Origin of the sequence: Bradyrhizobium sp. Rc2d (genome assembly GCF_900099855.1) — a bacterium.
In the GTDB taxonomy this organism is placed as follows: Bacteria; Pseudomonadota; Alphaproteobacteria; order Rhizobiales; family Xanthobacteraceae; genus Bradyrhizobium.
This window is the reverse complement of record NZ_FNCU01000001.1, coordinates 237,160-259,178: the sequence shown is the minus strand read 5'-3', so window position 1 is coordinate 259,178 and position 22,019 is coordinate 237,160. Positions and strand designations below refer to the sequence as shown.

Genomic DNA, 22,019 nt, shown 5'->3' with positions numbered 1-22,019 from the left:
TATTGCTCGGGTTTGTTGGGAGGATGGAGGCCTATGATCCGGTGCTCGACGGATCCGGTTTGCGCGCAAAAGCAAAGCGCAAGTACCTTTCGAGACGCAGCCCCTCAGGGACGCGCTTGGCCTCAAGCAAGTCCGCAAAGATGACCCGGATCCGGTCCCGTTCGGACTGCGAAAAACGATCCAGGAAGTTGCCAAAGGCGCTCGCTTCGGACCACTTCAGAACGGCATCAGTGTCCTCGTACAGGTCTGACAACGAACGCAGATTGCTCCGGTATTCAATGAGACCAGCGTCCGCGAACAAGATCCTCAGCTCGTCCTCGTCCGTTCCCAGCACGCGATGCGCCTCGCCGCCGCGGTCGGCAAAGCCGGCCTGGACTATTGCTTCGCCAAGCAGGATCCGGGTTTGGTGAGGTTTCGACGGATCCTGAATATTCAGCCCTAGCCGGCCGCCCGGCTTGAGAACGCGATGGACTTCTTGAAGCGTCCGACGCTTATCCTCGATCCAGTGAAAGACGCTGTTCAGGTACACAGCATCAAATTCGCCGGTCTCGAAGTGCGAAAGGTCCTCGGCTCGGCCAACCGAGAACCTCAGGTTGTCTGATTGCCGAAGCTGAGCGATGGCGATGCGGTTCTCCAGGGGATCGATGCCGACGACGTGGCCTTCGGGGCCAACGAGGCCAGCGACGAATTCCGCCAGCCGGCCGGTGCCAGCGCCGACGTCCAGAACGCGATCTCCTGCCTTTAGTGCGAGCGGGCCGATCAGGAACTTGCCGTGATGGAATTGGAGAATACCGGCTTGCTCGTAGCTGCGAGCAAGCTCCGGCGTGTCTTGTTCGAGGCTGATGACGCCGAGGTCCGACATCGTGAATTCCTCCGCCCGCAAGACGGCCGCATCGCGCGGTCCGATCAGCCAAACTCTATGCCGCGGTCGGTTCGAATGTCGATGAAATGGCTTTACGTTGTTGTCCGCGGCGCGAGCATGAATTTGCGCAAAACACGGTGAACTTAGACGAGAGTAAAGTCATCTGATGCACCGCGACGCATCGGTCCTGCTGCCTCAAGTGACGTCCAGGTTGGGTGCGAAAGCTCCTTCGATCGAGATCTTTCCATACCGGTGACGCTAACAGCGCGATCTTCGTGCGGGCGCGCAAACAAAGCTGCTTTCATTTCATTGACTGCACGCTTTTACGATTTGACAGTATCTGATGTACAACGATGCCGGGTGTCATACATGCCTCAGTCCGATTCTGATCTTGCTGCACGCGAAACTCTCCGCCTGATCGGGCCCGATCCGCAGAACTGGGTGCCTGATCGAGAGGGTATCGACCACAACGTGGTGATCGTCGGCGGCGGACAGTCCGGGAGCGCATTCGTCTTTGCTTTACGGCGCGCAGGCATTGGCAAGGTCGCGGTGATTGATGCCGCCAACAACGGCGGAGCGTCGGGCCCGTGGCTGACGAGCGCGCGCATGCACAAGCTGCGGACGCCGAAGAACCTGCCCGGTCCCGACCTCGGGTTGCCAGGCCTGAGCTTCCAGGCGTGGTACGAGGAGCGCGAGGCGCTGGATCGCATCCCACGGCTGGACTGGGCCGCCTATCTCGCTTGGTACCGCAAGGTGCTTTCGATCGAAGTGCGCTATCAGACGCGGCTGATTCGCATCGAGCCGGCCGGAAGTCATTTGCGCCTCCATCTGGAGCGGGGAGGTGCAATCACGACGGAAACGACGCGGAAGATCATTCTCGCCAGTGGCTTCCGCGGCAATGGCGGTCCCTATCTGCCGGAGGTCCTGCGCGAGCTGCCAGGCAAGCTCTATGCACACACCGCCGATGCGATCGATTTCGAGAGCTTGCGGGAGAAGTCGGTCGCCGTGCTCGGCGGTGCGGCCTCCGCCTTCGATGCGGCCGCGGTCGCTCTGGAAAATGGCGCGCGGGAGGTTCACCTGTTTGTACGCCGTGACAAGCTCGCCTCGGAGCCGGTGATCCGGACGCGCGGCTATCCCGGCGCCTACGACAATTACGGCGCGCTGCCCGACGCTTTGCGCTGGCAACAGGCTGTTCGCTACCGGCGCGCCGGATCGACGGCCCCACCCGACGCGATCGCGCGCGCCGTGAAGTTTTCAAACTTCCACCTGCATCTTGCAGCCCCCTGGACATCGGCAAAGACCTTCGGCTCACGACTTCTTGCAACCACGCCGCAAGGCGATATCGCGTTCGATTTCGTCATTGCCGGAACAGGATACGCGGTCGACTTGCGCAGGCAGCCGGAGCTTGCCGCGTTCGCGGACGATATTCTTTTGTGGGGCGACCGGTTCTCGCCGCTGGCGGACGAGCGGGACGAAGCCCTGGCGGCGCATCCTTATCTCGGCGCGGGCCACGAATTCCTAGAAAAGCAGCCTGGCCGCGCGCCCTATCTTCGCGACATTCACGTCTTCAACCCCGCGGCCTTCGTCAGTTTTGGCTTGGCGATTGGAGACGTTCCTAGTTTCAAGCGCGATGTCCCAGGCGTCGTCGGACGGATCAGCCGCGATCTCTTCCTGGCCGATCTTCTGGCGCATGAGGCCCGCATCAATGCTCCGATCGCCGCCGATTTCGACGCCTCGCATTACCGGTCGGCAGTCTGGCACCCGCCCTATACTGCCGCAGCGGAGTAGGAGACGGCGCCGGATGCAACGTGACCGTAAACGCAACTATTTCCCGTTCGCTTCAAACTTTGGAAGCCCTTTCCGAAGGCCTTGAGTTAGCATCGTCCGACTGAGCACGAAGCTACATTGATGCAGCTTCCACTGGAAGGTCCCAGACGACGCGATGGCCGCCGGGGAGTAAGGCGACGATCCCAAGAGGGCCGATCACACCTCGCCAGCGTTTCACTCCGTCAGCGATCGGCGAACGGCGGAGCCTTGTCCAGATTGGATCGCGGTCTTGGGGAAGTTGAAATGACGGACGCAATCACCATCGACAACGTCATCCCGCGCGCGGATATCGTCAAGCGATCGGCGCGTATCGGTGCGGAGATCAGGAACATCAAGCTTTCCGGCGATCTGCCGGATCGGACGATTGCGGCGATCAACCAAGTGCTGCTTGAGCACAAAGTCGTCTTCTTCCGTGACCAGAATCACCTCGACGATGCCGAGCAGGAGCGTTTTGCCCATCGGCTCGGCAAGCTGGTGCCGCACCCGACGGTCGGCGCCACCAAGGGCACGGCCTCGATCCTCGAACTCGACTCTGCGCGCGGAGGCGGGCGCGCCGACCAGTGGCACACCGACGTCACGTTCGTCGACGCCTATCCCAAGATCTCGGTCCTGCGCGGGGTCGTGATCCCGGAGTTCGGCGGCGACACGATCTGGTCGAATACGGCCGCAGCCTATCTCGACCTTCCGGCGCCGCTGCGCAAGCTCGCGGATGAGCTCTGGGCGGTGCACAGCAATGCCTATGACTATGCGGTCAAGAACCGCGCGAGCGAAGCCGACCGGAAGCAATTCGAGGAGGTCTTCACGGCGACGGTCTACGAGACCGAGCATCCCGTCGTCCGTGTCCATCCCGAAACCGGCGAACGGACGCTGCTGCTTGGCAATTTCGTCCAGCGCTTCGTCGGTCTATCGAAATATGACGGCCAGAAGCTGTTCGACCTGTTCCAGTCGCACATCACCGCGCCCGAAAACACGGTGCGATGGAGCTGGCGGCAGGCCGACGTGGTGATCTGGGACAACCGTGCCACCCAACACTACGCCGTCAACGATTACGGCGATCAGCACCGCGTGGTCCGCCGCGCCACCATCGATGGCGATGTGCCGGTCAGCATCGACGGCCGACAAAGTGTGACGCGCATCAAGTCGGCAAAGCCGCAGGCGAAGGCCGCCTGAAACAGCTGAGGGAGTGAAGACAATGAGAATCATCGCTTCTGCCTTGCGCCGCCTGGTTGCCGGCTTGCGTGCAAAGCCGCGGCTACTCGGCCTGGCCGCCCTCGCTCTGACGGGGCTCGTCGGAAACGCCCTGGCCGATCCACAGCTCGAAAAGACCGAGATCCGCTACCAGGGCTGGGCCGGCCAGGTGACATTCATTGAGCTGGCCGACGACCTCGGCTATCTCGCGCCGCTCAAGCTCAAATGGGTCGGCAATACCATCAGCGGACCGCAGGATATCCAGACCGTCGTCACTGGTGATATCGACATCGGGGGCGCGTTCTATGGCGCGATCATCAAGCTGATCGCGGCCAAGGCGCCTATCAAGGCGGTGGTCGGCTACTACGGGTCTGACGACAACACATACAACGGTTATTATGTCAAGGAGGACAGTCCGATCAGGACAGCTCGGGATCTGATCGGAAAGAAGGTCGCGGTCAACACGCTGGGTGCGCACCTCGAATTCGTGCTGCGGGAATATCTGTCCCGCAACGGCTTGACGCCGGCAGAAGCCAAGCAGGTGACGCTGGTTGCCATCCCACCTGTCACCGGCGAGCAGGCCTTGCGGCAGGGACAGGTCGAGGTGACCACGCTCAACGGCGTGCTGCGTGACAAGGCACTCGAACGGGGCGGCATCCGCCGGCTGTTTGCGGATACCGACATCTTCGGAAACTTCACCGGCGGGTCCTATGTGCTGCGGGACAAGTTCATCAAGGACAATCCGAACACGTCCCGCAAGCTGATCGAGGGCGTGTCCCATGCCATCGCCTGGGCACAGACGACGCCGCCCGAAGAGGTCCGTGCCCGCTTCGAGCGCATCATCGCCGATCGCAAGCGCAACGAGGACGCCGCGCCCATCAAATACTGGAAGAGCACGGGCGTTGCGACCAAGGGCGGGATGATCGGCGATGCTGAGCTCCAGGTATGGGTCGACTGGCTGGTCAAGGATGGTCTCCTGAAGCCGGACCAGATCAAGCCTTCCGATCTCTATACCAACGAGTTCAACTACTTCCGACCCGGCAAGACCGCGGAGGCTAAATGACCATGGCCAAGATCCGCTTCGAGCATGTGCGGAAGGAATTCCCGGTCCGCGGCAACGACGGCGGGCCGGCGCAGCGCTTCACCGCGCTGGACGACATCACGCTGGATGTCCGCGCCGGCGAATTTTTGGCCTTGGTCGGGCCGAGCGGCTGCGGCAAGTCGACCTTGCTCGACCTGCTCGGCGGTCTCACGACACCGAGCAGCGGGCGCATTCTGCTCGACGGCAAGCCGATCGAGGGACCGGCACGCGATCGCGGCATCGTGTTCCAGCAATATGCGCTGTTTCCCTGGCGGACGGCCGCGCAGAATGTCGAGTTCGGGCTCGATATCGCCGGCCTGAAAGCCAGGGAGCGGCGAGAGAGGGCGCTGCACTATCTCGACCTGGTGGGGCTCTCCGGCTTTGCCGACCGCTATCCGCACGAGCTCTCCGGCGGCATGAAGCAGCGCGTCGCGATCGCCCGGAGCCTCGCTTACGATCCGGAGGTGCTGCTGATGGACGAGCCGTTTGCGGCACTCGATGCCCAGACGCGTGAGACGTTACAGGGCGAGTTGCTGCGGATCTGGCGCAGCACCGGGAAGACGATCCTGTTCATCACGCACGGCATCGACGAGGCCGTCGTGCTCGGCCAGCGCGTGGCGGTGATGACCTCGCGTCCCGGCCGCATCAAGCAGGTCGTCGACATTCCCGCCGAGCTGCACGGTGAGACCGAGGACATCCGCTCGCTGCCGGCGTTCGGGCACGTCAGGCATGAGGTATGGTCCTTGCTGCGCGACGAAGTGTTGAGGGCGCAGGGTTCACCGGTGCCCGCCCCGGGCGGCGAGCGGATCGCAAAGGCGAAGGAGCTGGCTCATGTCTAATCTGGAGGTCCTGACACTGCTGGAGCTTGCCGAGGCAAGTCCAAAGGATCGGGCCAGGCAACGCCCCGGCGCGGTCGCCGCGGCGAGGGGCGGCCTCGCGCGGTGGTTCGGCGCCATAGGGCAGCGCTCTCTGCTGGTGCTGCTGTTTCTGGCGGTCTGGGAAGCCGTGCCGCGGCTGGGGCTGGTCGATGTGACGTTCCTGCCGCCATTTTCGGAGGTGATCGCGGCGGGCTGGCAGCTTGCACAGACAGGAGAGCTCTACGACGACGTCACTGCAAGTCTGCTGCGGGCGCTCAGCGGCTTCCTGATCGCGGTCGCGCTGGTGGTGCCGCTGGGGCTGGTCACCGGATGGTATGCGCGGCTCGGTGACTTCCTGAACCAGATCATCGAGATCGCGCGCAACACGGCACCGCTGGCGCTGCTGCCGGTTTTCATCCTGCTGCTCGGGATCGGCGAGCTCTCGAAGGTGACTATGGTGACCTACAGCTGCGCCTGGCCGCTGTTGCTCAACACGATCGCCGCCGTCCGTCAGGTCGATCCGCTCTTGATCAAATCGGCGCGGACGATGGGAGCGACGCCTGGCCAGTTGTTCCGGAAAGTGATCCTGCCGGCGTCGTTGCCGACGATCTTCGTCGGCATACGGCTGGCAAGCGCCTCCGCGATGCTGGTGCTGGTCGCATCCGAAATGGTCGGCGCAAAGTCAGGACTCGGCTATCTCATCATCAACAGCCAGTACAGCTTCCTGATCCCGCAGATGTATTTCGGCATCCTCGGAATCACCGTGATCGGCCTCATCTTCAACGCCATCCTCGAGGCGCTGGAGCGCCGCCTGATGCGCTGGAAGGCTCCGGCTGTCTAACCCTGCTTGCTGCGGGCGGTGGCCTGCGTCACGATGCTGTTCGACGGCACGTCGTGGGTCACCCAGACGTTACCACCGATGGTCGAGCCCCGGCCGATCGTGATCCGGCCCAGGATTGTTGCGCCGGCATAGATCACGACGCCGTCCTCCACGATCGGGTGCCGCGCGTCGCCCTTGATCAGATTGCCCTCGCCGTCGGTCGGGAAATGGCGCGCACCGACGGTCACGGCCTGGTAGATGCGGACGTTGTGGCCGATGACGGCGGTCTCCCCGATGACGACGCCCGTGCCGTGATCGATGAAGAAGCCGGAGCCGATGCTGGCGCCGGGATGAACGTCGATGCCGGTCCTCGTGTGGGCGATCTCCGCCACCAGACTTGCAATCAGCCGCGCGCCGAGCTGATGAAGGATATGGGCCAGCCGGTGATGGATGAGCGCGGTCATCCCGGGATAGCCGATCAGGATCTCCGGAAAGTTCCTGGCCGCGGGATCGCCAACGAAGGCGGCGCGGAGGTCGGTGATGATTAACCCGCGCACATCTGGAAGCTGCGAGGCAAACTTGCGCGTCAGCTCGATGGCATCCTCGCGCCGGAAGCCGGGCGTGAGTTCGTCACCGATGAAGAGCGCGGCACGGTGAATCTGGTCAGAAAGGCTGTCGAGCGCAACGCTGAGTCGGTTGCCGACGAAATAGTCGATATTCTCACCATCGAGCTCGAACTAACCGTAGTGGCGCGGGAACAGCGCTTCGGTCAGGCCATCCAGGATGGCCTGAAGGGGCTCGCGTGCGGGCGGTCGACGGGCCTCGCCATCCCGGCGGATGCTGTGGGTCTCCTCGCGGGAGACGCGCAGCGCGGCGACGAGCCGCTCGAGGTGCCAGCGCTTGGGGCTATCGGCGTTGCGTGCCTCATTCTCGGAGAGTTCGCGGGGGATTTCGTGCTTCATGCCGCCTCAGCCCCATGGATTGTAAGTCGGACGATGATGTTACCTGACGTGCGCCAGGGGAATGCTGATTTCGGCGAGCAGATCGAGGTCGACTTCGTGCTTGATCTCGATGTACTGGCCGTTCCAGTAGACCAGTCCGGAGAGCTGGGGCGACAGGTCGAAACTCAAGAGGCTTCCTACGATGATCCCGTGCGAGTAGCGCTCGATAATCTCTTCGACCCGGCATTCGACGGTCGCGAGCGAGTTTCCGAGCAGCGGCACGCCGGAGGTCCCGGCAGACCACGGAACCTCCTCGAAGCGCTGCGGGCCCTTGAGCCGGCCGTTGCTGAAGCGATCCGCTAGCGCCTCCTGGTCGGAGCCGAGGATGTTGACGCCGAACACGCCGAAGCGCTCGATCAACGCGAAGGACGATGCCTGCCGGTTGACGCTGACGAGCAGGCGCGGCGGGCTCGCACTCAGCGATGCCAGCGACGTGACAGTTATGCCCGTGATGTCTTGGTCGCGCCCAGCCGTGATGATGCTCACGCCGCCGGCCAGGCGGCGCATCACCGCTCGGAACTGGTGTTCGATCTCGTTGCTATCAGTGACGAGGTGAATGTCCGACTTTCCCATGGTTGTCTCTCCTTGTGTCGGACCGTCGAATGCCGGCATCTCCCTGGCTAAAAGAAGCCCTTCGCCGGCAACGGCGTGCCGTTGAGTTCGTATTGGCCGATCGATCGCGTCTTGTAAGTCGTTGGATTGTGCGACGACAGCGTCCGTGCGTTGCGCCAGTGGCGGTCGAAATTGGTGACCTTCTTGGTCGCCGATGCGCCGCCGACGTCGAACAGCAGGCTGCCGCCGCGGATGGCGAAATCGTCCGCAATAAACTTGGCCTTGGCCGAGAGCAGCGCGGCAGTGTGGGCGGCTTCCGCTGCATTTGCTGCACCGGTGTCGAAGGCATTGGTCGCGACATCCAGCGCCTCGGCGGCCGCCAGCACCACGGTCTCGGCGGCGAAGGCGCCGCTGGCGATCTGGCCGACGGTCTGTTGAAGCAGGGGATCGTCGGTCGGGACCTCATTCGGTGCGTAGTAGAACGTCCGCTTGCGCGAGCGTACCAGCGCCGTAGCATCGCGTAGCGTCGCGCGCGCGATACCGGCAACGATCGCGGTCAGGAAGAGCTGCGCGAACGTGTTGGAGTAAGGGATGCCATAACCAACATCCGGTGCGTCGAACACGATCTCCTGGCGCTTAACCTTCACGTTGCGGAAGTGCGTCGTGCCGGTCGCCGTCAGGCGCTGGCCGAGCCCGTCCCAATCGTCGACCAGCTCGATACCGTCGCGCTTGACTGGGAGGATCGCGGCCCCGCTCGTGCCGGACGGATCGGCGGCGCGGACCAGGACGTACAGAGTCCCGGTGCTGTAATATTTGGTGCCGTTCAGCAGGTAGTCGCCATTGCCGTCAGGCGTGAATGTGGTGCCTGGAGTGACATTGCCGACGCGAGGGCTCTCAAGCTCGGTCGTGGCAAGCCCGATGATCGCGCCCCCAGCGACGGCCCTCTGCCAGTCTCGGCTCTGATCGTCCCTGGGCTTGCGTACCAGCCGCTCGACCACGCTGAAATGGTTGCGCAGAATATGCGCCACACTGGCGTCGGCCTCGCCGAGGCGAATGACGACGGCGAAGAGATCGCGGATCGAGCTGCCGGCGCCGCCAGCGGCGACAGGCAACCGCAATGCGCCGAGGCGCGCGCGCCGGATGAGGTCAATAGCGTCGAACGGAAGAACACGGTCGCGTTCCCGCGCACTCGCGCCCTCGGCGATCTGCTCGAGCAGCGCCTCCAGTTCCGGAGGCTCGGTCCTGAGCGGCTGCGAGGCAGACAGCGAGGGGCTGGTCACGGGTCTGTTCATTGGTCTTGCCTATTCTTGCCTTAGAGCTGCGCCAGATGATCGGTCACCTTGACGGGCTCGGGCAAAACCTTGCGGGCGACGAGCCAGTCGGCGGCCTTTTGCAGCTCGCTGACGAACTGCTCGTCGTTGACCGCGAAGTACCGGTACTGGCGCTTCAGCGCGATGAACTGGTCGCGGACCTCATCGCTGTACTTGCCGGCCTTCTGCGCGATGTACTCGGCCTCCTTCGCGTTCTCGGAGATCCATTTGCCTTCGGCGCGGAATGCATCGTTCACGGCGCGCACCAGCGCGGGATTGTCGGTCGCGAATTTGCGGGTGGTCAGATATGAGGTGTAGTCGATCTGGAAATCGAGATCGCGGCCTTCCAGAAAGATGTCGTGGGCCTTGTATTCGAGCCGGGCGATATCGACGCCCGGGCTCCACATCGACCAGGCGTCGACTTTGCCGGAGGCGAGTGCCGGCGCCGCATCTGGCGGATTGAGATAGACGAACTTTACCGCGGAGCGGTCGACCTTGTGCTTCTCCAGCGCTGCGACCAGCAGGAACTCGCCGAGGCCTGAACGATTGACCGCCACTGACTTGCCGACGAGGTCCTCGATCCTGTCGATGCCAGAGCCGTCCTTGGCGATGATCGCGGTGGTGCGGGGCTCGTAGACGACGAATTGCGTGAAGACTAGCGGCGAACCGGCGATGATCGCGGCCAGCGCCGGTGTGGTGCTGCCGCCGAAGCTGAAATCGGCGCTGCCGCCGGTGACCGCCTGCAGGGTCGGCGCATGGTTGGGGAACGGGCCCAGCCACTCCACCTTGATGCCGTCCTTGGCAAGTTGCTTCTCGAGCTCGCCGCGCTCCTTCGCGATAAGATTGAGACCGCTCAGGCCCCACGTCAGGCGGACTGTATCTGTGGTGCGTCCGGTTGCACCCCAGGCAGACCTGCCAAAAGCGGAGTCGCCAAGCGTCATGCCGGCGAGCGCACCAATGCCGAATCCAGCTGTGCCGAGCAAGCCGCGGCGGGATGGTCTGGCGGATGAGAAGTCAGACATGGAGGCCTTTCGGACTTAATTAACGGGTTTGAAGGTCACGCCGAGCTCTGTCAGGAGCTCTGCTCGCGAAATAGAGGCGGCATCGGAACCGAGATGCTCAAAGGCGATCGCGCCACCCCGCATCACCAGGATGCGATCGGCGAGCCCGATCGCCTCGTCCACGTCGTGGGTGACGAGCAGAACGCCGGGGCGGTGATTGGCAACCAGCTCGCGAACGAGCGCGTGCATGCGGATGCGCGTCAGGGCGTCGAGCGCTGCAAAGGGCTCGTCGAGCAACAATAATTCCGGCTCCTGCACCAGGGCACGCGCCAACGCCACGCGCTGGGCCTGTCCGCCGGAGAGGTTGCGCGGCCAGTCGTCGAGCCGGTCGCCGAGCCCGACCTCGGCCAGCGCCTCGGCGGCGCGTTTGCGGGCATCCGGCAGATGCAGCCCGAGCGAGACGTTACGCCACAGATTGTCCCAGGGCAGCAGGCGGTGCTCCTGGAACACCACTGCGGGCCGGCGCGGCGCGGTGATCCTTCCGCCCTGGATCGGATCGAGGCCGGCGAGCGTGCGCAAGAGCGTGGTCTTGCCGCAACCGCTCTCGCCGAGCAGCGCGACGAATTCGCCGCGCTCGATCCTCAGGTTGAGCTTCCCGATCACAATGCGCTGGCCATAGGCCCGTGTCAGATTGCTCACGACCACGGCCGGACCCACACTTGCGGTGCTCGGGGAAGAAGGTGCCACGCGAACGTTCATCACGCGGCTCCGTAATTGGGATGCCAGGCCAGCAGACGCCGTTCGAGGAAGCGAGCGATGGCGTCCGCGGCAACACCGATCAAGGCGTAGATCGCGATGGTCAGAACGATGACATCGGTGCGAAGGAATTCCCGCGCATCCATGGCGAGGAAGCCGATGCCCGATTGAGCCCCGATGGTCTCGGCCACGACGAGCGCGAGCCAGGCGGTCGCCAGTGCATGACGCACGCCAGTGAGGACGGACGGTAGGGCGCCGGGAAGGATAATGCGCCGGATCAACTCGAGCCGGCTGAGCCCTTGGACCCGTCCGAGCTCAATCAGCTTGGGGTCGATCTGCCGGATCCCGAGGGTGGTGCTGATATAGATCGGAAAAGTGACGCCGAGCGCGACCAGGAAGATCTTCTCGGCTTCACCGACGCCAAGCCAGACGATTACGAGCGGGAGAACCGCAAGGAAGGGAATGGCGCGGATCATTTGGACGCTACGGTCGATAGCGGCCTCCGCGATGCGCGAGAAACCCACGAGGGTGCCAAGGGCAAAGCCGAAGCTGGCGCCGATCGCAAATCCACTTGCCGCGCGCAGCAGGCTCACGCCGAGATCGTTTAGCAGGCTATCAGTCGTAGCCAGCTTGATAGCGGTGGCCACGACCTTGCTCGGTGCGGGCAGCACTTGCGGCGAAATCCATCCGGCTCTCGCCAGCAATTCCCAAGTGACCACGAGCGCCGCCGGCGCGAGCCAGGAGATCACCAGCAGGCTGCGTTTGCCCAGCGGAGCTGGTGTGTGCTGTGAGGCGGCCGTCTTTCCCTGATCGAATTCGGTCACTGCGAGAGTTTGCTCGGTATTGCTCAAGGGTGCTCGGTTCCTATTGCATTGTGTCGCGTGTCAGGGAGCTCACGAAACGCGCACCAATCATGCTGCGCAGGAAACCGACAGGAGCCATCGCTCGCTGCGTTGCCGCTACAGCAATCTTTGTTACGCGCGCAAAACTGTCCCACGATTTTCGGCGAACAGAAATAGAGCGGTATTTCAATTGTCATTCGTTCCGGAGTTTTCTGATTTCTCCAAGTATGCTCGGGCGGCAAAGAATATCTTTTGATGTGGATGTGCTTGAACTCGAAGCACGCGTCGGTCAAAACGGCCAGCGTTCGTCCGATAAGGCGCGAGCTCTACGAGGAGAGGGTCCCATGACAGCAACGTCTCCGCGCTTTGGTATCTGGGCGGTCGTGCACGGATCACGTGGCGCGTACCAGGATCCCGATGAGCCCTATAACGCGTCATGGGAACGCAATCGCGATCTCGTGCTCGGCGCGGAAGAGCTTGGCTATGACTCGACCTTAATCGCGCAGCACACGATCAATCCGCATATCGAGGATTTCGATCAACTCGAGGCCTGGAGTGCCGCGGCTGCGATCGCGGCATTGACAAAACGCATCGAGGTCATCGCGGCCATCAAGCCTTATCTCTATCATCCCGTCGTGCTGGCCAAAATGGCGCTCGGGATCGAGAACATCAGCCGTGGCCGCTTTGCACTCAATCTGGTCAATGCTTGGAACCGTCCCGAGCTCGAGAAGGCGGGAATCGGCTTTGCCGAGCATGACGAGCGCTACGCCTATGGTCGTGAATGGATCTCGGTGGTGTCCCGTCTGATGGATGGAGAGCGGCTGACCTACAAGGGCAGGCACTTTGACGTTCGCGACTATGTGCTGCGGCCGACGAGCCTCTACCGACAGCGGCCGACCATCTACGTCGGAGGCGAGTCCGAACCCGCCCGCGCACTGGTCGCCGACCATGGTGATGTCTGGTTCATCAATGGGCAGCCGCTGGTTGATGTCGCCGAGCTCATTGCTAATGTTGCGGCACGTCCGCGAGCCGCCGCGCCGCCTCTTCGGTTCGGGCTTTCCGCCTTCGTCGTGGCCCGGGAGACCAGCGAGCAGGCTCGTGGCGAGCATGAGCGCCTGTTGGCCCTTTCGGCAAGGGATGCGCCGATGAAGGCGGTCCAGCGCCAGAACACCGATCCGAAGGTCGTGATGATGCAGACCATGCAGAAGTCGCCGCGCGTCGGCAGCAACGGCGGCACGGCAGCTGGTCTGGTCGGCAGCTATGACGAGGTTGCCGAACGCATCCTGGCTTTCCACGCTGCAGGCGTTGAGTTGTTCATGCTGCAATTCCAGCCGTTCGAAGCCGAAATGCGGCGTTTTGCCCTGGAAGTGATGCCGCGCGCGCGTCAGCTCACGGCAAAGGGCATTGGACCAGCAGAGCGGCTGGTCAGGTCGGGTTAATTTGGTGATGTGGAAGCTGCAGCGGATGCCCGTCTGGCGGTGCAAACGTGGTCAGACGCAGCTATTGGGCAGCAGCGGTCAAATGAAGCGCAAACCATCGTCTGCGTGAATTCGCGAAATTCACGGCGCGGTGATCGCTCTTGGCAGGGAAGGGCTGCGCTGGAGCGTGGTTGCACGAGAATATTATTCGCTACGACTCCTCGCCACTATGGAGGGGCGCAATAAGAGCACAGTCAAATCTTCCTCGCTGTGAAGCAGCGGAGAAAGCTTCGTCCAACTCTCGGCCAATATCTGAAATTGCCGCGAGAGCCATCTCGCGCGATCTTTCCGTGACAGTGTCGAACGAGCTATTCACGGAGATCCATGCATGACAATTCGATCTGGACGCGCCGAGCGCCTATCGAGCGCGGCGGGATCTCTCTCGTTCGATGCGGACGTGCTGGTGCTCGGCGGCGGACCCGCCGGCACGTGGGCGTCGGTCAGCGCCGCCCAGCATGGCGCGCGGGTCGTCCTGGCTGACAAGGGCTCTTGCGGTACGTCCGGGGCCACGGCCGCGGCGGGAACGGGCGTCTGGTATGTCGACCCGGATCCTCATAAGCGCGAAGCTGCGATGGCGAGTCGCGCGAAGCAGGGTGGCTATCTTCAGGACCGCCGATGGATGGCTCGCGTGCTTGACCGCACCTATGCGCAAAGCAACCAATTAGTGGACTGGGGACCCTTATCCCCGACGAGAACGGCAAGTCGCAGCGCAACTCGTTGCAGGGGCCAGAATATATGCGGCTGATGCGCAAGCGCGCGAAGCAGGCAGGTGTCACCATTCTCGATCACTCCCCGGCGCTCGAGCTGCTGGTCGACGAGAGCGGCGCGGTGGCGGGAGCCGCGGGCATTCAACGTCAGAAGAAAGATCGCTGGACGGTGCGCGCAAAAGCCGTCGTGATCGCGACCGGCGGCTGCGCCTTCCTGAGCAAGACGCTGGGATCGAATGTGCTCACCGCCGATGGCTATCTGCTGGCAGCCGAAGTCGGCGCCGAGCTGACCAGCATGGAGTTCTCTAGCCCTTACGCGATCTCGCCGGCCTTCGGCTCGGTGACGAAGACGCTGTTCTACGGCTGGGCGAGTTTCAGTTACGAGGATGGCAGCTTGGTGCCTGGTGCGGCATCGAAGGGCGGACGATCGGCGATCGCCCGCGCGTTGCGACAGGGTCCGGTCTATGCCCAACTCGACAAGGCGGATACCGACGTGCAGCGATCCATGCGCGTCTCGCAACCGAACTTCTTCCTTCCGTTCGATCGCACCGGGATCGATCCGTTCACCGAGCGATTTCCGGGTGACGCTTCGTCTGGAAGGCACCGTGCGCAGGACCGGCGGCTTGCGCATCGTGGATGACAGCTGTGCCACAACAGTTTCGGGCCTCTATGCCGCCGGCGATGCCGCGACGCGCGAACTGATCTGCGGCGCCTTCACGGGCGGCGGAAGCCACAATGCCGCCTGGGCAATGTCGTCTGGATATTGGGCGGGGCAGGGCGCAGCCGATTATGCGCGGCAGAGCGGACGAGCCGCCTCGCGCTCAGCATCGGGCGCTGGCACAAGCTACCGCCGTGCCGTCGGGTGGACCGACGGCAGCCATCACCTTCGCAGCGCCGATCGCAGCTACCGCCTGTTCGGGCACTCGTTGCCGGCGATCACCGTGCCACTTGCAGATGTCCGCTGGCCAAAACCATTCCAGTCGTCGACAACCGACAGACCACCGGCATTGCGTTCAACGTAGACGTAAACGATGTTGCCGTCGTCGTCGGTGCCTGAAACTGGTATCCGATCCGCGAAGAGCGCGTTGGTGCAGTAGACCTTGCGTGCGTTCAACCTCAGGTCATCCGGCGTACGGCTGATGCGGCTGCGCACGTCCTGCACATCCTTTGAATGTGAGCTCGCGACGAGGCGCCCTTAGATCGAAACCGATCGTCTAATTAGATTTGTAGAATGGCAAAGCACGCAATTTTCCTTAGCGGCCCTGTGGGAGTGGTTAAAACCATTCTGGGGCGTGCGTTAGCCGAGCGACTCGCAGCTGGATTCATTGACGGTGACGATTTCGCGGATCGAAACCGACCATGGTATTGCTCGATTCTGCAAACAAGCAAAGGCATCGTTCAAGCGGGGATGGCAACACTCAAAGACAGAGAGTCCGTAGTTGTTGCCTACCCGCTTGGTTGCATCAACTGGATCTACTTCAAGAGACGGTTCGGTGACGCAGGTGCGAGGCCGCTTTTTGTGAGCTTGCGGGCCTCTTATTCATCGATCATCGATCAAAGGCGTGGACGGACATTCACGAGCGAGGAACACGATCGTATCCAAATCATGGTCGCTGAGGGTTATGGGGCGCGCCCTTTCAGTGATTTGGTCATCGATACCGATAAGGGAAATCTCCCAGCGACCGTGGCGTACCTAGAAACCGAAGTGTGGCGCCCGATCGGTTCCTGATCCTTATGAGTACACGTCAACGAATGTCGTAGCTCCGCTGTTCTTCCTGATCATATGAAGTAGCGTGCAATTCTCATGAAGCGGGGTTTTATGAGTTCGTCCGTCTACATTTCTAGCCGACCGGACCTTCGTAAAGCGCCTATTTCTCTTCACCATGGAGATACCTGCAGATCTCTGCTAAGTGTGCGATGTGAAGTCTTTCAAGGGAAACTCCGAATGCCAAGTACGCGGATCACGGTAGGCGGGTGGGCTCGTGGTAGCGAGCCAGAGGTTATCGAAGCCGTCCAATCGGCGCTCCTCTCTACGCTGAAAATACCTGATTACGAGCGCGATGTGGTCCTGGATATTTACGATGCGGCCGCCCGTATTGTTCCCACCGGTCGGTCGGAGCGCTACACTCGGATTGAGATCGTGATGTTCTCGGGCCGATCCCTCGAAGCGAAGCGCGCGCTCTACAAGGCACTGGTCAGGAACTTGTGCGTGCTCGGGGTACCGTCGACTGAGATCAAGATCATTTTGCTTGAAGTGCCTCCGGAGAACTGTGGACTAAGAGGCGGCTACCCCGCATCAGAGATCGACCTGGGTTTCAAAGTTGATGTCTAGACTGGTCGAAACTGCGGCGTGCGCGTCTGCGGCGGCCGAAGCAAAAGCCATGGCGAACGATGTGGCGCTGTTAGGCTTATCCTAGTCATTCGACTTAGGTGGACCGAGCAGTGCGCGCACAGGCTTGAAAGTCGATCGCCACTGGCTCAACGCGCGCACGCACACGCTGCACGATCCCATGCGATGAAAATGCCCATCTGATTGGCAACTATGTGCTGAACGGCAAGAACACCCTTCACAACTGGACTTGGGAACCTTGTCAGCTTGGTGCGTTTCATGACAATCCCACGGCCCCGGGCGCGTCACCGAATCTAGAACTGACAGACGCCGATATCGTACCGTTCGATGAGCCCATGTTGAAAGAGATTACTTGAACGGGTCACCCACGCCTTTTCGATAGATCTCCATGGCCGAGATTTGCGCGAGCGGTTCGATCAGCAAGGGTCCGATACAGTAAGTATTTTTTCTCTGCTCTACGCTGGCTCCCTACGACAGCTGAATACTTGTTGAACTACCTCAGTTCCTGCCTTTTCTATCCATCCCCATCGCCGATCGCATTTCTGCGATTGGCGCTCGACGGGGGACGATCGTGGCGGGCACTTCAATCCATTCGGAAGCCTTTTCGCGTGGCGCACGCATGCTGCGTACCGCGCTTGGCCCAGCGATAGCGACGTTCCTCGAAGACCCGTCGATCGTCGAGGTGATGCTCAACCCCGATGGCCGGCTCTGGATCGACCGGCTGTCAGGTGGCCTGGAAGATAGCGGACGCACGATTTCCGCCGCCGATGGCGAGCGGATCGTGCGCCTGGTCGCGCACCATGTCGGCGCTGAGGTGCATGCCGAGAGGCCGCGGGTCTCGGCCGAGCTTCCCGAGACGGGGGAGAGGTTCGAAGGACTTCTCCCGCCGGTCGTCGCGGCGCCGACCTTTGCGATCCGCAAGCCCGCGGTCGCGGTGTTCACGCTTGATGATTACGTCGCAACGGGGACGATGACCGCCGGTGAGGCGATGGCTCTGAAGGCCGCCGTGGCTTCGCGCAAGAACATCCTGGTTGCCGGCGGCACCTCGACCGGCAAGACCACCCTCACCAATGCACTGCTCGCCGAAATCGCCGGCACCAGCGATCGCGTGGTGCTGATCGAAGACACGCGCGAGCTTCAGTGCCGTGCTCCGAATCTGGTCGCGCTACGCACCAAGGACGGCGTCGCGTCCCTGTCCGATCTCGTCCGGTCCTCACTGCGTTTGCGCCCCGACCGCATCCCGGTCGGCGAGGTGCGTGGCAGCGAAGCATTAGAACTCCTCAAAGCTTGGGGCACAGGGCACCCCGGCGGTATCGGAACGATCCACGCTGGGACTGCGCTGGGCGCGCTCCGCCGTCTCGAACAGCTCATCCAGGAAGCCGTCCTCACCGTGCCCAAGGCGCTGATCGCAGAAACGATCGATGTCGTCGCGGTGCTGCGCGGCCGCGGCAGTGAACGCCGCCTCGCTGAACTTGCTCTCGTCGCCGGTCTCGATCCCGCCACCGGCGATTACCGCGTCCAGTCCGCCGAGGCGGGCGGCGCAACTTCACCTCCCGGAGTCCCAATATGATCCAGTTTGCTTCTGCGATCCGCCGTATTCGACGTCGCTTCACCGACGTCGCGACGATTGCCCTGATGTCCATCGCGTTCGCGCCGGCGGCCTATGCTTCTGGCTCCTCCATGCCCTGGGAGACGCCGCTCAATCAGATCCTGGAGTCGGTGCAAGGTCCGGTCGCCAAAATCATCTCGGTCATCATCATCACCGTGACCGGCCTAACGCTTGCGTTCGGCGATACGGCCGGCGGGTTCCGTCGATTGATCCAGATCGTCTTCGGCCTGTCGATCGCCTTCGCCGCCTCGAGCTTCTTCCTGACGTTCTTCAGCTTCTCTGGTGGGGCGCTGGTCTAATGGCTGCGTTTGTCGATCCAGAGGTGCCGGGATTCTTCGCGCCGGTGCATCGCGCGCTTACCGAGCCAATCCTGATGGGCGGCGCGCCGCGCAGCGTCGCGATCGCCAATGGCACGTTGGCGGCCGCCATTGCTCTCGGCCTTCGACTCTGGATTCCAGGCGCACTGATCTGGGCCGTGGGCCACGTCGCGGCCGTTTGGGCAGCCAAGCGCGACCCGGAGTTCGTGGACGTCGTTCGTCGCCACCTCCGCTATCCGCCTTACCTCGCCACATGAGGCTGCCATGCTGAACCTCGCTGAATACCGCAATCGACCTGCCGGTCTTCCCGACTTCCTGCCCTGGGCCGCGTTGGTTGAACGAGGTGTGGTCCTCAACAAGGACGGATCATTCCAGCGGACTGCGCGGTTCCGTGGGCCGGATCTCGACAGCGCGACGCCTGCGGAGCTGGTCGGGGTGACGGCCCGCCTCAACAACGCGTTGCGCCGCCTTGGTTCAGGCTGGGCGATTTTCGTCGAAGCCCAGCGCAGTGCCGCCCAGACCTATCCCTACAGCGCCTTTCCCGATCCCGCATCGGCGCTGGTTGATCTCGAGCGACGGGACGCTTTCGAGGAGGCCGGCGCGCATTTCGAGAGCCGGTACTTCCTGACCTTCGTCTGGCTTCCGCCAGCCGAGGACGCCTCGCGGATCGAGGGCTGGCTCTATGAGGGCCGTGCGCAAGGCGGCGTCGACCCTTACGAGCTGCTGCGCGGCTTCGTCGATCGGACGAGCCGCGTCCTGCAACTGGTCGAAGGATTCATGCCGGAGGTGGCGTGGTTGGATGACGGCGACACGCTCACCTACCTGCACTCGACCATCTCGACCCGGCAACAGCGCGTCGGCGTCCCGGAGACGCCGATGCATCTCGATGCGCTGCTCGCGGACGAGCCGCTCGCCGGCGGTCTCGAGCCGCGTCTCGGCAACCACCACCTTCGCACGCTCACCGTGGTCGGCTTTCCGACCGCGACACATCCCGGAATCCTCGACGAGCTGAATCGGCTTGCCTTCCCCTACCGCTGGTCAACGCGGGCAATCCTCCTCGACAAGACCGAGGCCGTGAAGCTGCTGACCAGAATTCGCCGACAGTGGTTCGCCAAGCGAAAGTCGATCGCCGCCATCGTCAAGGAGGTGATGACGAACGAGGCTTCGACACTGGTCGACAGCGACGCAGCCAACAAGGCCACCGACGCCGATCTCGCCTTGCAGGAGCTGGGCACCGATGATGTCGGCCAGGCTTACGTTACCGCGACCGTCACGGTCTGGGACGAGGACGCCGGCCGCGCCACCGAAAAACTTCGCCTTGTCGAGAAGGTGATCCAGGGACGCGACTTCACTTGCATGCCGGAGGGGGTGAATGCGCTCGAAGCCTGGCTCGGCTCGCTGCCAGGCCATGCCTACGCCAACATTCGCCAGCCGCCGCTCTCCACATTGAACCTCGCCCACATGATTCCACTATCGGCGGTCTGGGCGGGGCCAGCACGCGACGAGCATTTTCGTGCCGCCCCGCTCTTCTTTGGCAAGACCGAGGGCTCGACGCCGTTCCGCTTCTCGCTGCATGTCGGAGACGTCGGCCACACCTTGATCGTGGGCCCGACGGGCGCAGGGAAGTCCGTGCTGCTGGCGTTGATGGCGATCCAGTTCCGCCGTTACCGCAAAAGCCAGATCTTTGCCTTTGATTTCGGCGGCTCGATCCGCACCGCGGCGCTGGCCATGGGCGGCGATTGGCACGACCTCGGCGGCAGCCTGTCCAACAGCGCCGATGACTCCGTCTCGCTTCAGCCGCTCGCGCGCATCGGCGATGCCGCGGAGCGCGCCTGGGCCGCCGAATGGGTGACCGCGATCCTTGCCAAGGAAGGCGTCACCATCGATCCGACCGCGAAGGAGCATATCTGGTCGGCCTTGACCTCACTTGCATCCTCGCCAATCGAGGAACGGACAATCACCGGATTGACCGTCCTGCTGCAATCGACCGCGCTCAAGCAGGCGCTACAACCCTATTGCGTCGGGGGCCCGTCCGGCCGGCTGCTCGATGCCGAGGCTGAGAAAATCGGCTTTGCGTCAGTGCAGGCTTTCGAGACCGAGGGCTTGATCGGGGCCGGCGCTGCGCCCGCTGTCCTCACCTATCTCTTCCATCGCATCGAGGGACGGCTCGACGGCCGGCCCACGCTCCTCATCATCGATGAGGGCTGGCTCGTGCTCGACGATCCCGCTTTCGCCCAGCAGCTCCGCGAATGGCTGAAGACGTTGCGGAAGAAGAATGCCTCCGTCGTCTTCGCCACGCAATCGCTCTCCGACATCGACGGCAGCGACATCGCGCCCGCGATCGTCGAAAGCTGCCCGACGCGCATCTTCTTGCCGAACGAACGCGCGATCGAGCCACAGCTTATGGCGATCTATCGGCGCTTTGGTCTGAACGACCGCCAGATCGAAATCATCGCGCGCGCAACGCCAAAGCGCGACTACTACTGCCAATCGCGACGTGGCAACCGGCTGTTCGAGCTGGGTCTCGGGCCGATCGCGCTCGCCTTCTGCGCGGCGTCGTCAAAGGCCGACCATGCCGCAATCGAGCGGCTGCTCGCGGAGCACGGCCGCGAGGATTTTACGCCGGCCTGGCTCGCGGATCACGAGCTCCTGTGGGCCGCCGATCTCATTCCTGACCTGACAAATCTGGAGGTGCAATCATGACCGTCCCCAAGACGCGCCGTAGCTTAGTGGTCGCCAGCGCGCTGTCGCTGACCCTGTCGATTCAGCCGCATTTGACGGCGCGGGCCTTTGCGCAGGTGGTCGTCTACGATCCCAGCAACTTCAGCCAGAACGTGCTGACCGCGGCGCGCGAGCTGCAGCAGATCAACAATCAGATCCAGATGCTGACCAATCAGGCCCAGAGCCTGGTGAACCAGGGAAAGAACCTCGCGAGCCTGCCGATCTCGACGCTGGCCCAGCTCCAGTCGACGATTGCACGGACCCAATCGCTGCTGAGCCAGGCGCAAAATATCGCCTTCAATGTTCAGGGTGTCCAGACCGCCTATTCCAGCACATATGGCACGGCGGCGGGCACAAGCTCCAATGCGACGATGTTTGCCGCGGCTCAAAATCGTTGGCAGAACTCGGTAGGCGCCTTCGAAGACTCGCTGAAGGTCCAGGCCGGCGTCGTCGGCAATATCTCGACCAATTCAAGCGCGATGACGTCACTGGTCACTGCCAGCCAGTCCGCGAGTGGCGCGCTCCAAGCAGCTCAAGCCGGCAACCAGCTCCTCGCCCTGCAATCCCAGCAGCTGTCCGACCTCGTCGCGGTTCTCGCCGCGAAGGGACGAGCCGACGCGCTGGAGCAGGCGCGCGTGACGGCGACGGAGTCGCAGGGGCAGCAGCAATACAAGATCTTCTCGACGCGCAGCGGTTACCAGCCTGGCAACGTCACCATGTTCCGCAGCAACTAGAGGGGT

At 62.8% G+C, this 22,019-nt stretch carries 22 protein-coding genes and 1 pseudogene; 15 read left to right on the top strand and 8 right to left on the bottom strand.

The window, feature by feature from the left end:
• Positions 1 to 31 precede the first annotated feature (31 nt).
• A complete protein-coding gene (locus tag BLV07_RS01185; RefSeq protein WP_091880237.1) occupies positions 32 to 862 on the bottom strand; it encodes a class I SAM-dependent methyltransferase in 831 nt (276 codons plus the stop codon).
• A 369-nt stretch (positions 863 to 1,231) separates the two neighbouring features.
• Between BLV07_RS01185 and BLV07_RS01180 the strand changes: the two genes are divergently transcribed.
• The 5 genes from BLV07_RS01180 (at position 1,232) to BLV07_RS01160 (ending at position 6,656) form a co-directional block, all read left to right on the top strand.
• Positions 1,232 to 2,650 (top strand): FAD-dependent oxidoreductase, encoded by a 1,419-nt coding sequence (locus BLV07_RS01180; RefSeq protein WP_091878556.1) that lies wholly within the window; start codon positions 1,232 to 1,234, stop codon positions 2,648 to 2,650.
• Between the two features lie 282 nt (positions 2,651 to 2,932).
• Positions 2,933 to 3,859 carry a TauD/TfdA dioxygenase family protein gene (locus tag BLV07_RS01175; protein ID WP_091878554.1) on the top strand — a complete coding sequence of 309 codons (927 nt, stop codon included), beginning with the start codon at positions 2,933 to 2,935 and terminating at the stop codon, positions 3,857 to 3,859.
• 22 nt (positions 3,860 to 3,881) lie between these two features.
• Positions 3,882 to 4,940 carry an ABC transporter substrate-binding protein gene (locus BLV07_RS01170; protein ID WP_091878551.1) on the top strand — a complete coding sequence of 353 codons (1,059 nt, stop codon included), beginning with the start codon at positions 3,882 to 3,884 and terminating at the stop codon, positions 4,938 to 4,940.
• Positions 4,937 to 5,797 (top strand): ABC transporter ATP-binding protein, encoded by an 861-nt coding sequence (locus tag BLV07_RS01165; RefSeq protein ID WP_091878548.1) that lies wholly within the window; start codon positions 4,937 to 4,939, stop codon positions 5,795 to 5,797. The genes BLV07_RS01170 and BLV07_RS01165 overlap by 4 nt, the downstream gene beginning before the upstream one ends.
• Entirely contained in the window at positions 5,790 to 6,656 is an 867-nt protein-coding gene (locus BLV07_RS01160; RefSeq protein WP_091878545.1) for an ABC transporter permease, read from the top strand. Before BLV07_RS01165 ends, BLV07_RS01160 begins: the two co-directional genes overlap by 8 nt.
• Here BLV07_RS01160 and epsC read toward each other — a convergent pair.
• From epsC to BLV07_RS01130, 6 genes and pseudogenes are all read right to left on the bottom strand, one after another.
• Positions 6,653 to 7,597: pseudogene (gene epsC / locus BLV07_RS50245) on the bottom strand (serine O-acetyltransferase EpsC). The gene BLV07_RS01160 and the pseudogene epsC sit on opposite strands and share 4 nt — an antisense overlap.
• 39 nt (positions 7,598 to 7,636) lie before the next feature.
• Positions 7,637 to 8,209 (bottom strand): flavin reductase family protein, encoded by a 573-nt coding sequence (locus tag BLV07_RS01150; protein WP_091878542.1) that lies wholly within the window; start codon positions 8,207 to 8,209, stop codon positions 7,637 to 7,639.
• Positions 8,210 to 8,256: 47 nt separating this feature from the next.
• Positions 8,257 to 9,480: an acyl-CoA dehydrogenase family protein gene (locus tag BLV07_RS01145; protein WP_091878539.1), complete on the bottom strand. Its 1,224-nt coding sequence runs from the start codon at positions 9,478 to 9,480 to the stop codon at positions 8,257 to 8,259.
• 20 nt (positions 9,481 to 9,500) lie between these two features.
• Positions 9,501 to 10,520, bottom strand: coding sequence for an NrtA/SsuA/CpmA family ABC transporter substrate-binding protein (locus BLV07_RS01140; protein WP_091878536.1), 1,020 nt, complete (start codon positions 10,518 to 10,520; stop codon positions 9,501 to 9,503).
• Between the two features lie 15 nt (positions 10,521 to 10,535).
• Positions 10,536 to 11,258, bottom strand: a complete 723-nt coding sequence (locus tag BLV07_RS01135) for an ABC transporter ATP-binding protein (protein ID WP_091878534.1) — start codon at positions 11,256 to 11,258, stop codon at positions 10,536 to 10,538.
• Positions 11,258 to 12,079 (bottom strand): ABC transporter permease subunit, encoded by an 822-nt coding sequence (locus BLV07_RS01130; RefSeq protein WP_502689880.1) that lies wholly within the window; start codon positions 12,077 to 12,079, stop codon positions 11,258 to 11,260. Before BLV07_RS01130 ends, BLV07_RS01135 begins: the two co-directional genes overlap by 1 nt.
• A 362-nt stretch (positions 12,080 to 12,441) precedes the next feature.
• On the opposite strand from BLV07_RS01130, the gene BLV07_RS01125 reads away from it, so the two are divergent.
• From BLV07_RS01125 to BLV07_RS49670, 3 genes are all read left to right on the top strand, one after another.
• A complete protein-coding gene (locus BLV07_RS01125; protein ID WP_091878528.1) occupies positions 12,442 to 13,536 on the top strand; it encodes an LLM class flavin-dependent oxidoreductase in 1,095 nt (364 codons plus the stop codon).
• Between the two features lie 367 nt (positions 13,537 to 13,903).
• The gene (locus BLV07_RS49675) at positions 13,904 to 14,320 is read left to right on the top strand and encodes an FAD-dependent oxidoreductase (protein WP_283806500.1); all 417 of its coding nucleotides are present in this window, start codon (positions 13,904 to 13,906) and stop codon (positions 14,318 to 14,320) included.
• The gene (locus BLV07_RS49670; RefSeq protein ID WP_283806499.1) at positions 14,320 to 14,922 is read left to right on the top strand and encodes an FAD-binding protein; all 603 of its coding nucleotides are present in this window, start codon (positions 14,320 to 14,322) and stop codon (positions 14,920 to 14,922) included. Before BLV07_RS49675 ends, BLV07_RS49670 begins: the two co-directional genes overlap by 1 nt.
• A 264-nt stretch (positions 14,923 to 15,186) precedes the next feature.
• Here BLV07_RS49670 and BLV07_RS47300 read toward each other — a convergent pair whose 3' ends face one another.
• On the bottom strand, positions 15,187 to 15,435 hold the full coding sequence (locus BLV07_RS47300) for a hypothetical protein (RefSeq protein ID WP_176945265.1): 249 nt from the start codon (positions 15,433 to 15,435) through the stop codon (positions 15,187 to 15,189).
• Between the two features lie 78 nt (positions 15,436 to 15,513).
• Here BLV07_RS47300 and BLV07_RS01115 point away from each other — a divergent pair, with 78 nt between their 5' ends.
• The 7 genes from BLV07_RS01115 to trbJ all read left to right on the top strand — a co-directional run bounded on the left by BLV07_RS01115 (position 15,514) and on the right by trbJ (position 22,013).
• Positions 15,514 to 16,011, top strand: a complete 498-nt coding sequence (locus BLV07_RS01115; RefSeq protein ID WP_091878525.1) for a hypothetical protein — start codon at positions 15,514 to 15,516, stop codon at positions 16,009 to 16,011.
• Positions 16,012 to 16,227: 216 nt separating this feature from the next.
• Positions 16,228 to 16,614, top strand: a complete 387-nt coding sequence (locus BLV07_RS01110) for a tautomerase family protein (RefSeq protein WP_091878523.1) — start codon at positions 16,228 to 16,230, stop codon at positions 16,612 to 16,614.
• Between the two features lie 589 nt (positions 16,615 to 17,203).
• The gene (gene trbB / locus BLV07_RS01105; RefSeq protein WP_091878521.1) at positions 17,204 to 18,202 is read left to right on the top strand and encodes a P-type conjugative transfer ATPase TrbB; all 999 of its coding nucleotides are present in this window, start codon (positions 17,204 to 17,206) and stop codon (positions 18,200 to 18,202) included.
• Entirely contained in the window at positions 18,199 to 18,540 is a 342-nt protein-coding gene (locus tag BLV07_RS01100) for a TrbC/VirB2 family type IV secretion system protein (protein WP_091878519.1), read from the top strand. Before trbB ends, BLV07_RS01100 begins: the two co-directional genes overlap by 4 nt.
• Positions 18,540 to 18,815 carry a VirB3 family type IV secretion system protein gene (locus BLV07_RS01095; protein WP_091878517.1) on the top strand — a complete coding sequence of 92 codons (276 nt, stop codon included), beginning with the start codon at positions 18,540 to 18,542 and terminating at the stop codon, positions 18,813 to 18,815. Before BLV07_RS01100 ends, BLV07_RS01095 begins: the two co-directional genes overlap by 1 nt.
• Before the next feature lie 7 nt (positions 18,816 to 18,822).
• Positions 18,823 to 21,261, top strand: coding sequence for a conjugal transfer protein TrbE (gene trbE / locus BLV07_RS01090; RefSeq protein ID WP_091878515.1), 2,439 nt, complete (start codon positions 18,823 to 18,825; stop codon positions 21,259 to 21,261).
• Positions 21,258 to 22,013 carry a P-type conjugative transfer protein TrbJ gene (gene trbJ, locus BLV07_RS01085; RefSeq protein ID WP_091878513.1) on the top strand — a complete coding sequence of 252 codons (756 nt, stop codon included), beginning with the start codon at positions 21,258 to 21,260 and terminating at the stop codon, positions 22,011 to 22,013. Before trbE ends, trbJ begins: the two co-directional genes overlap by 4 nt.
• Positions 22,014 to 22,019: the final 6 nt, after the last annotated feature.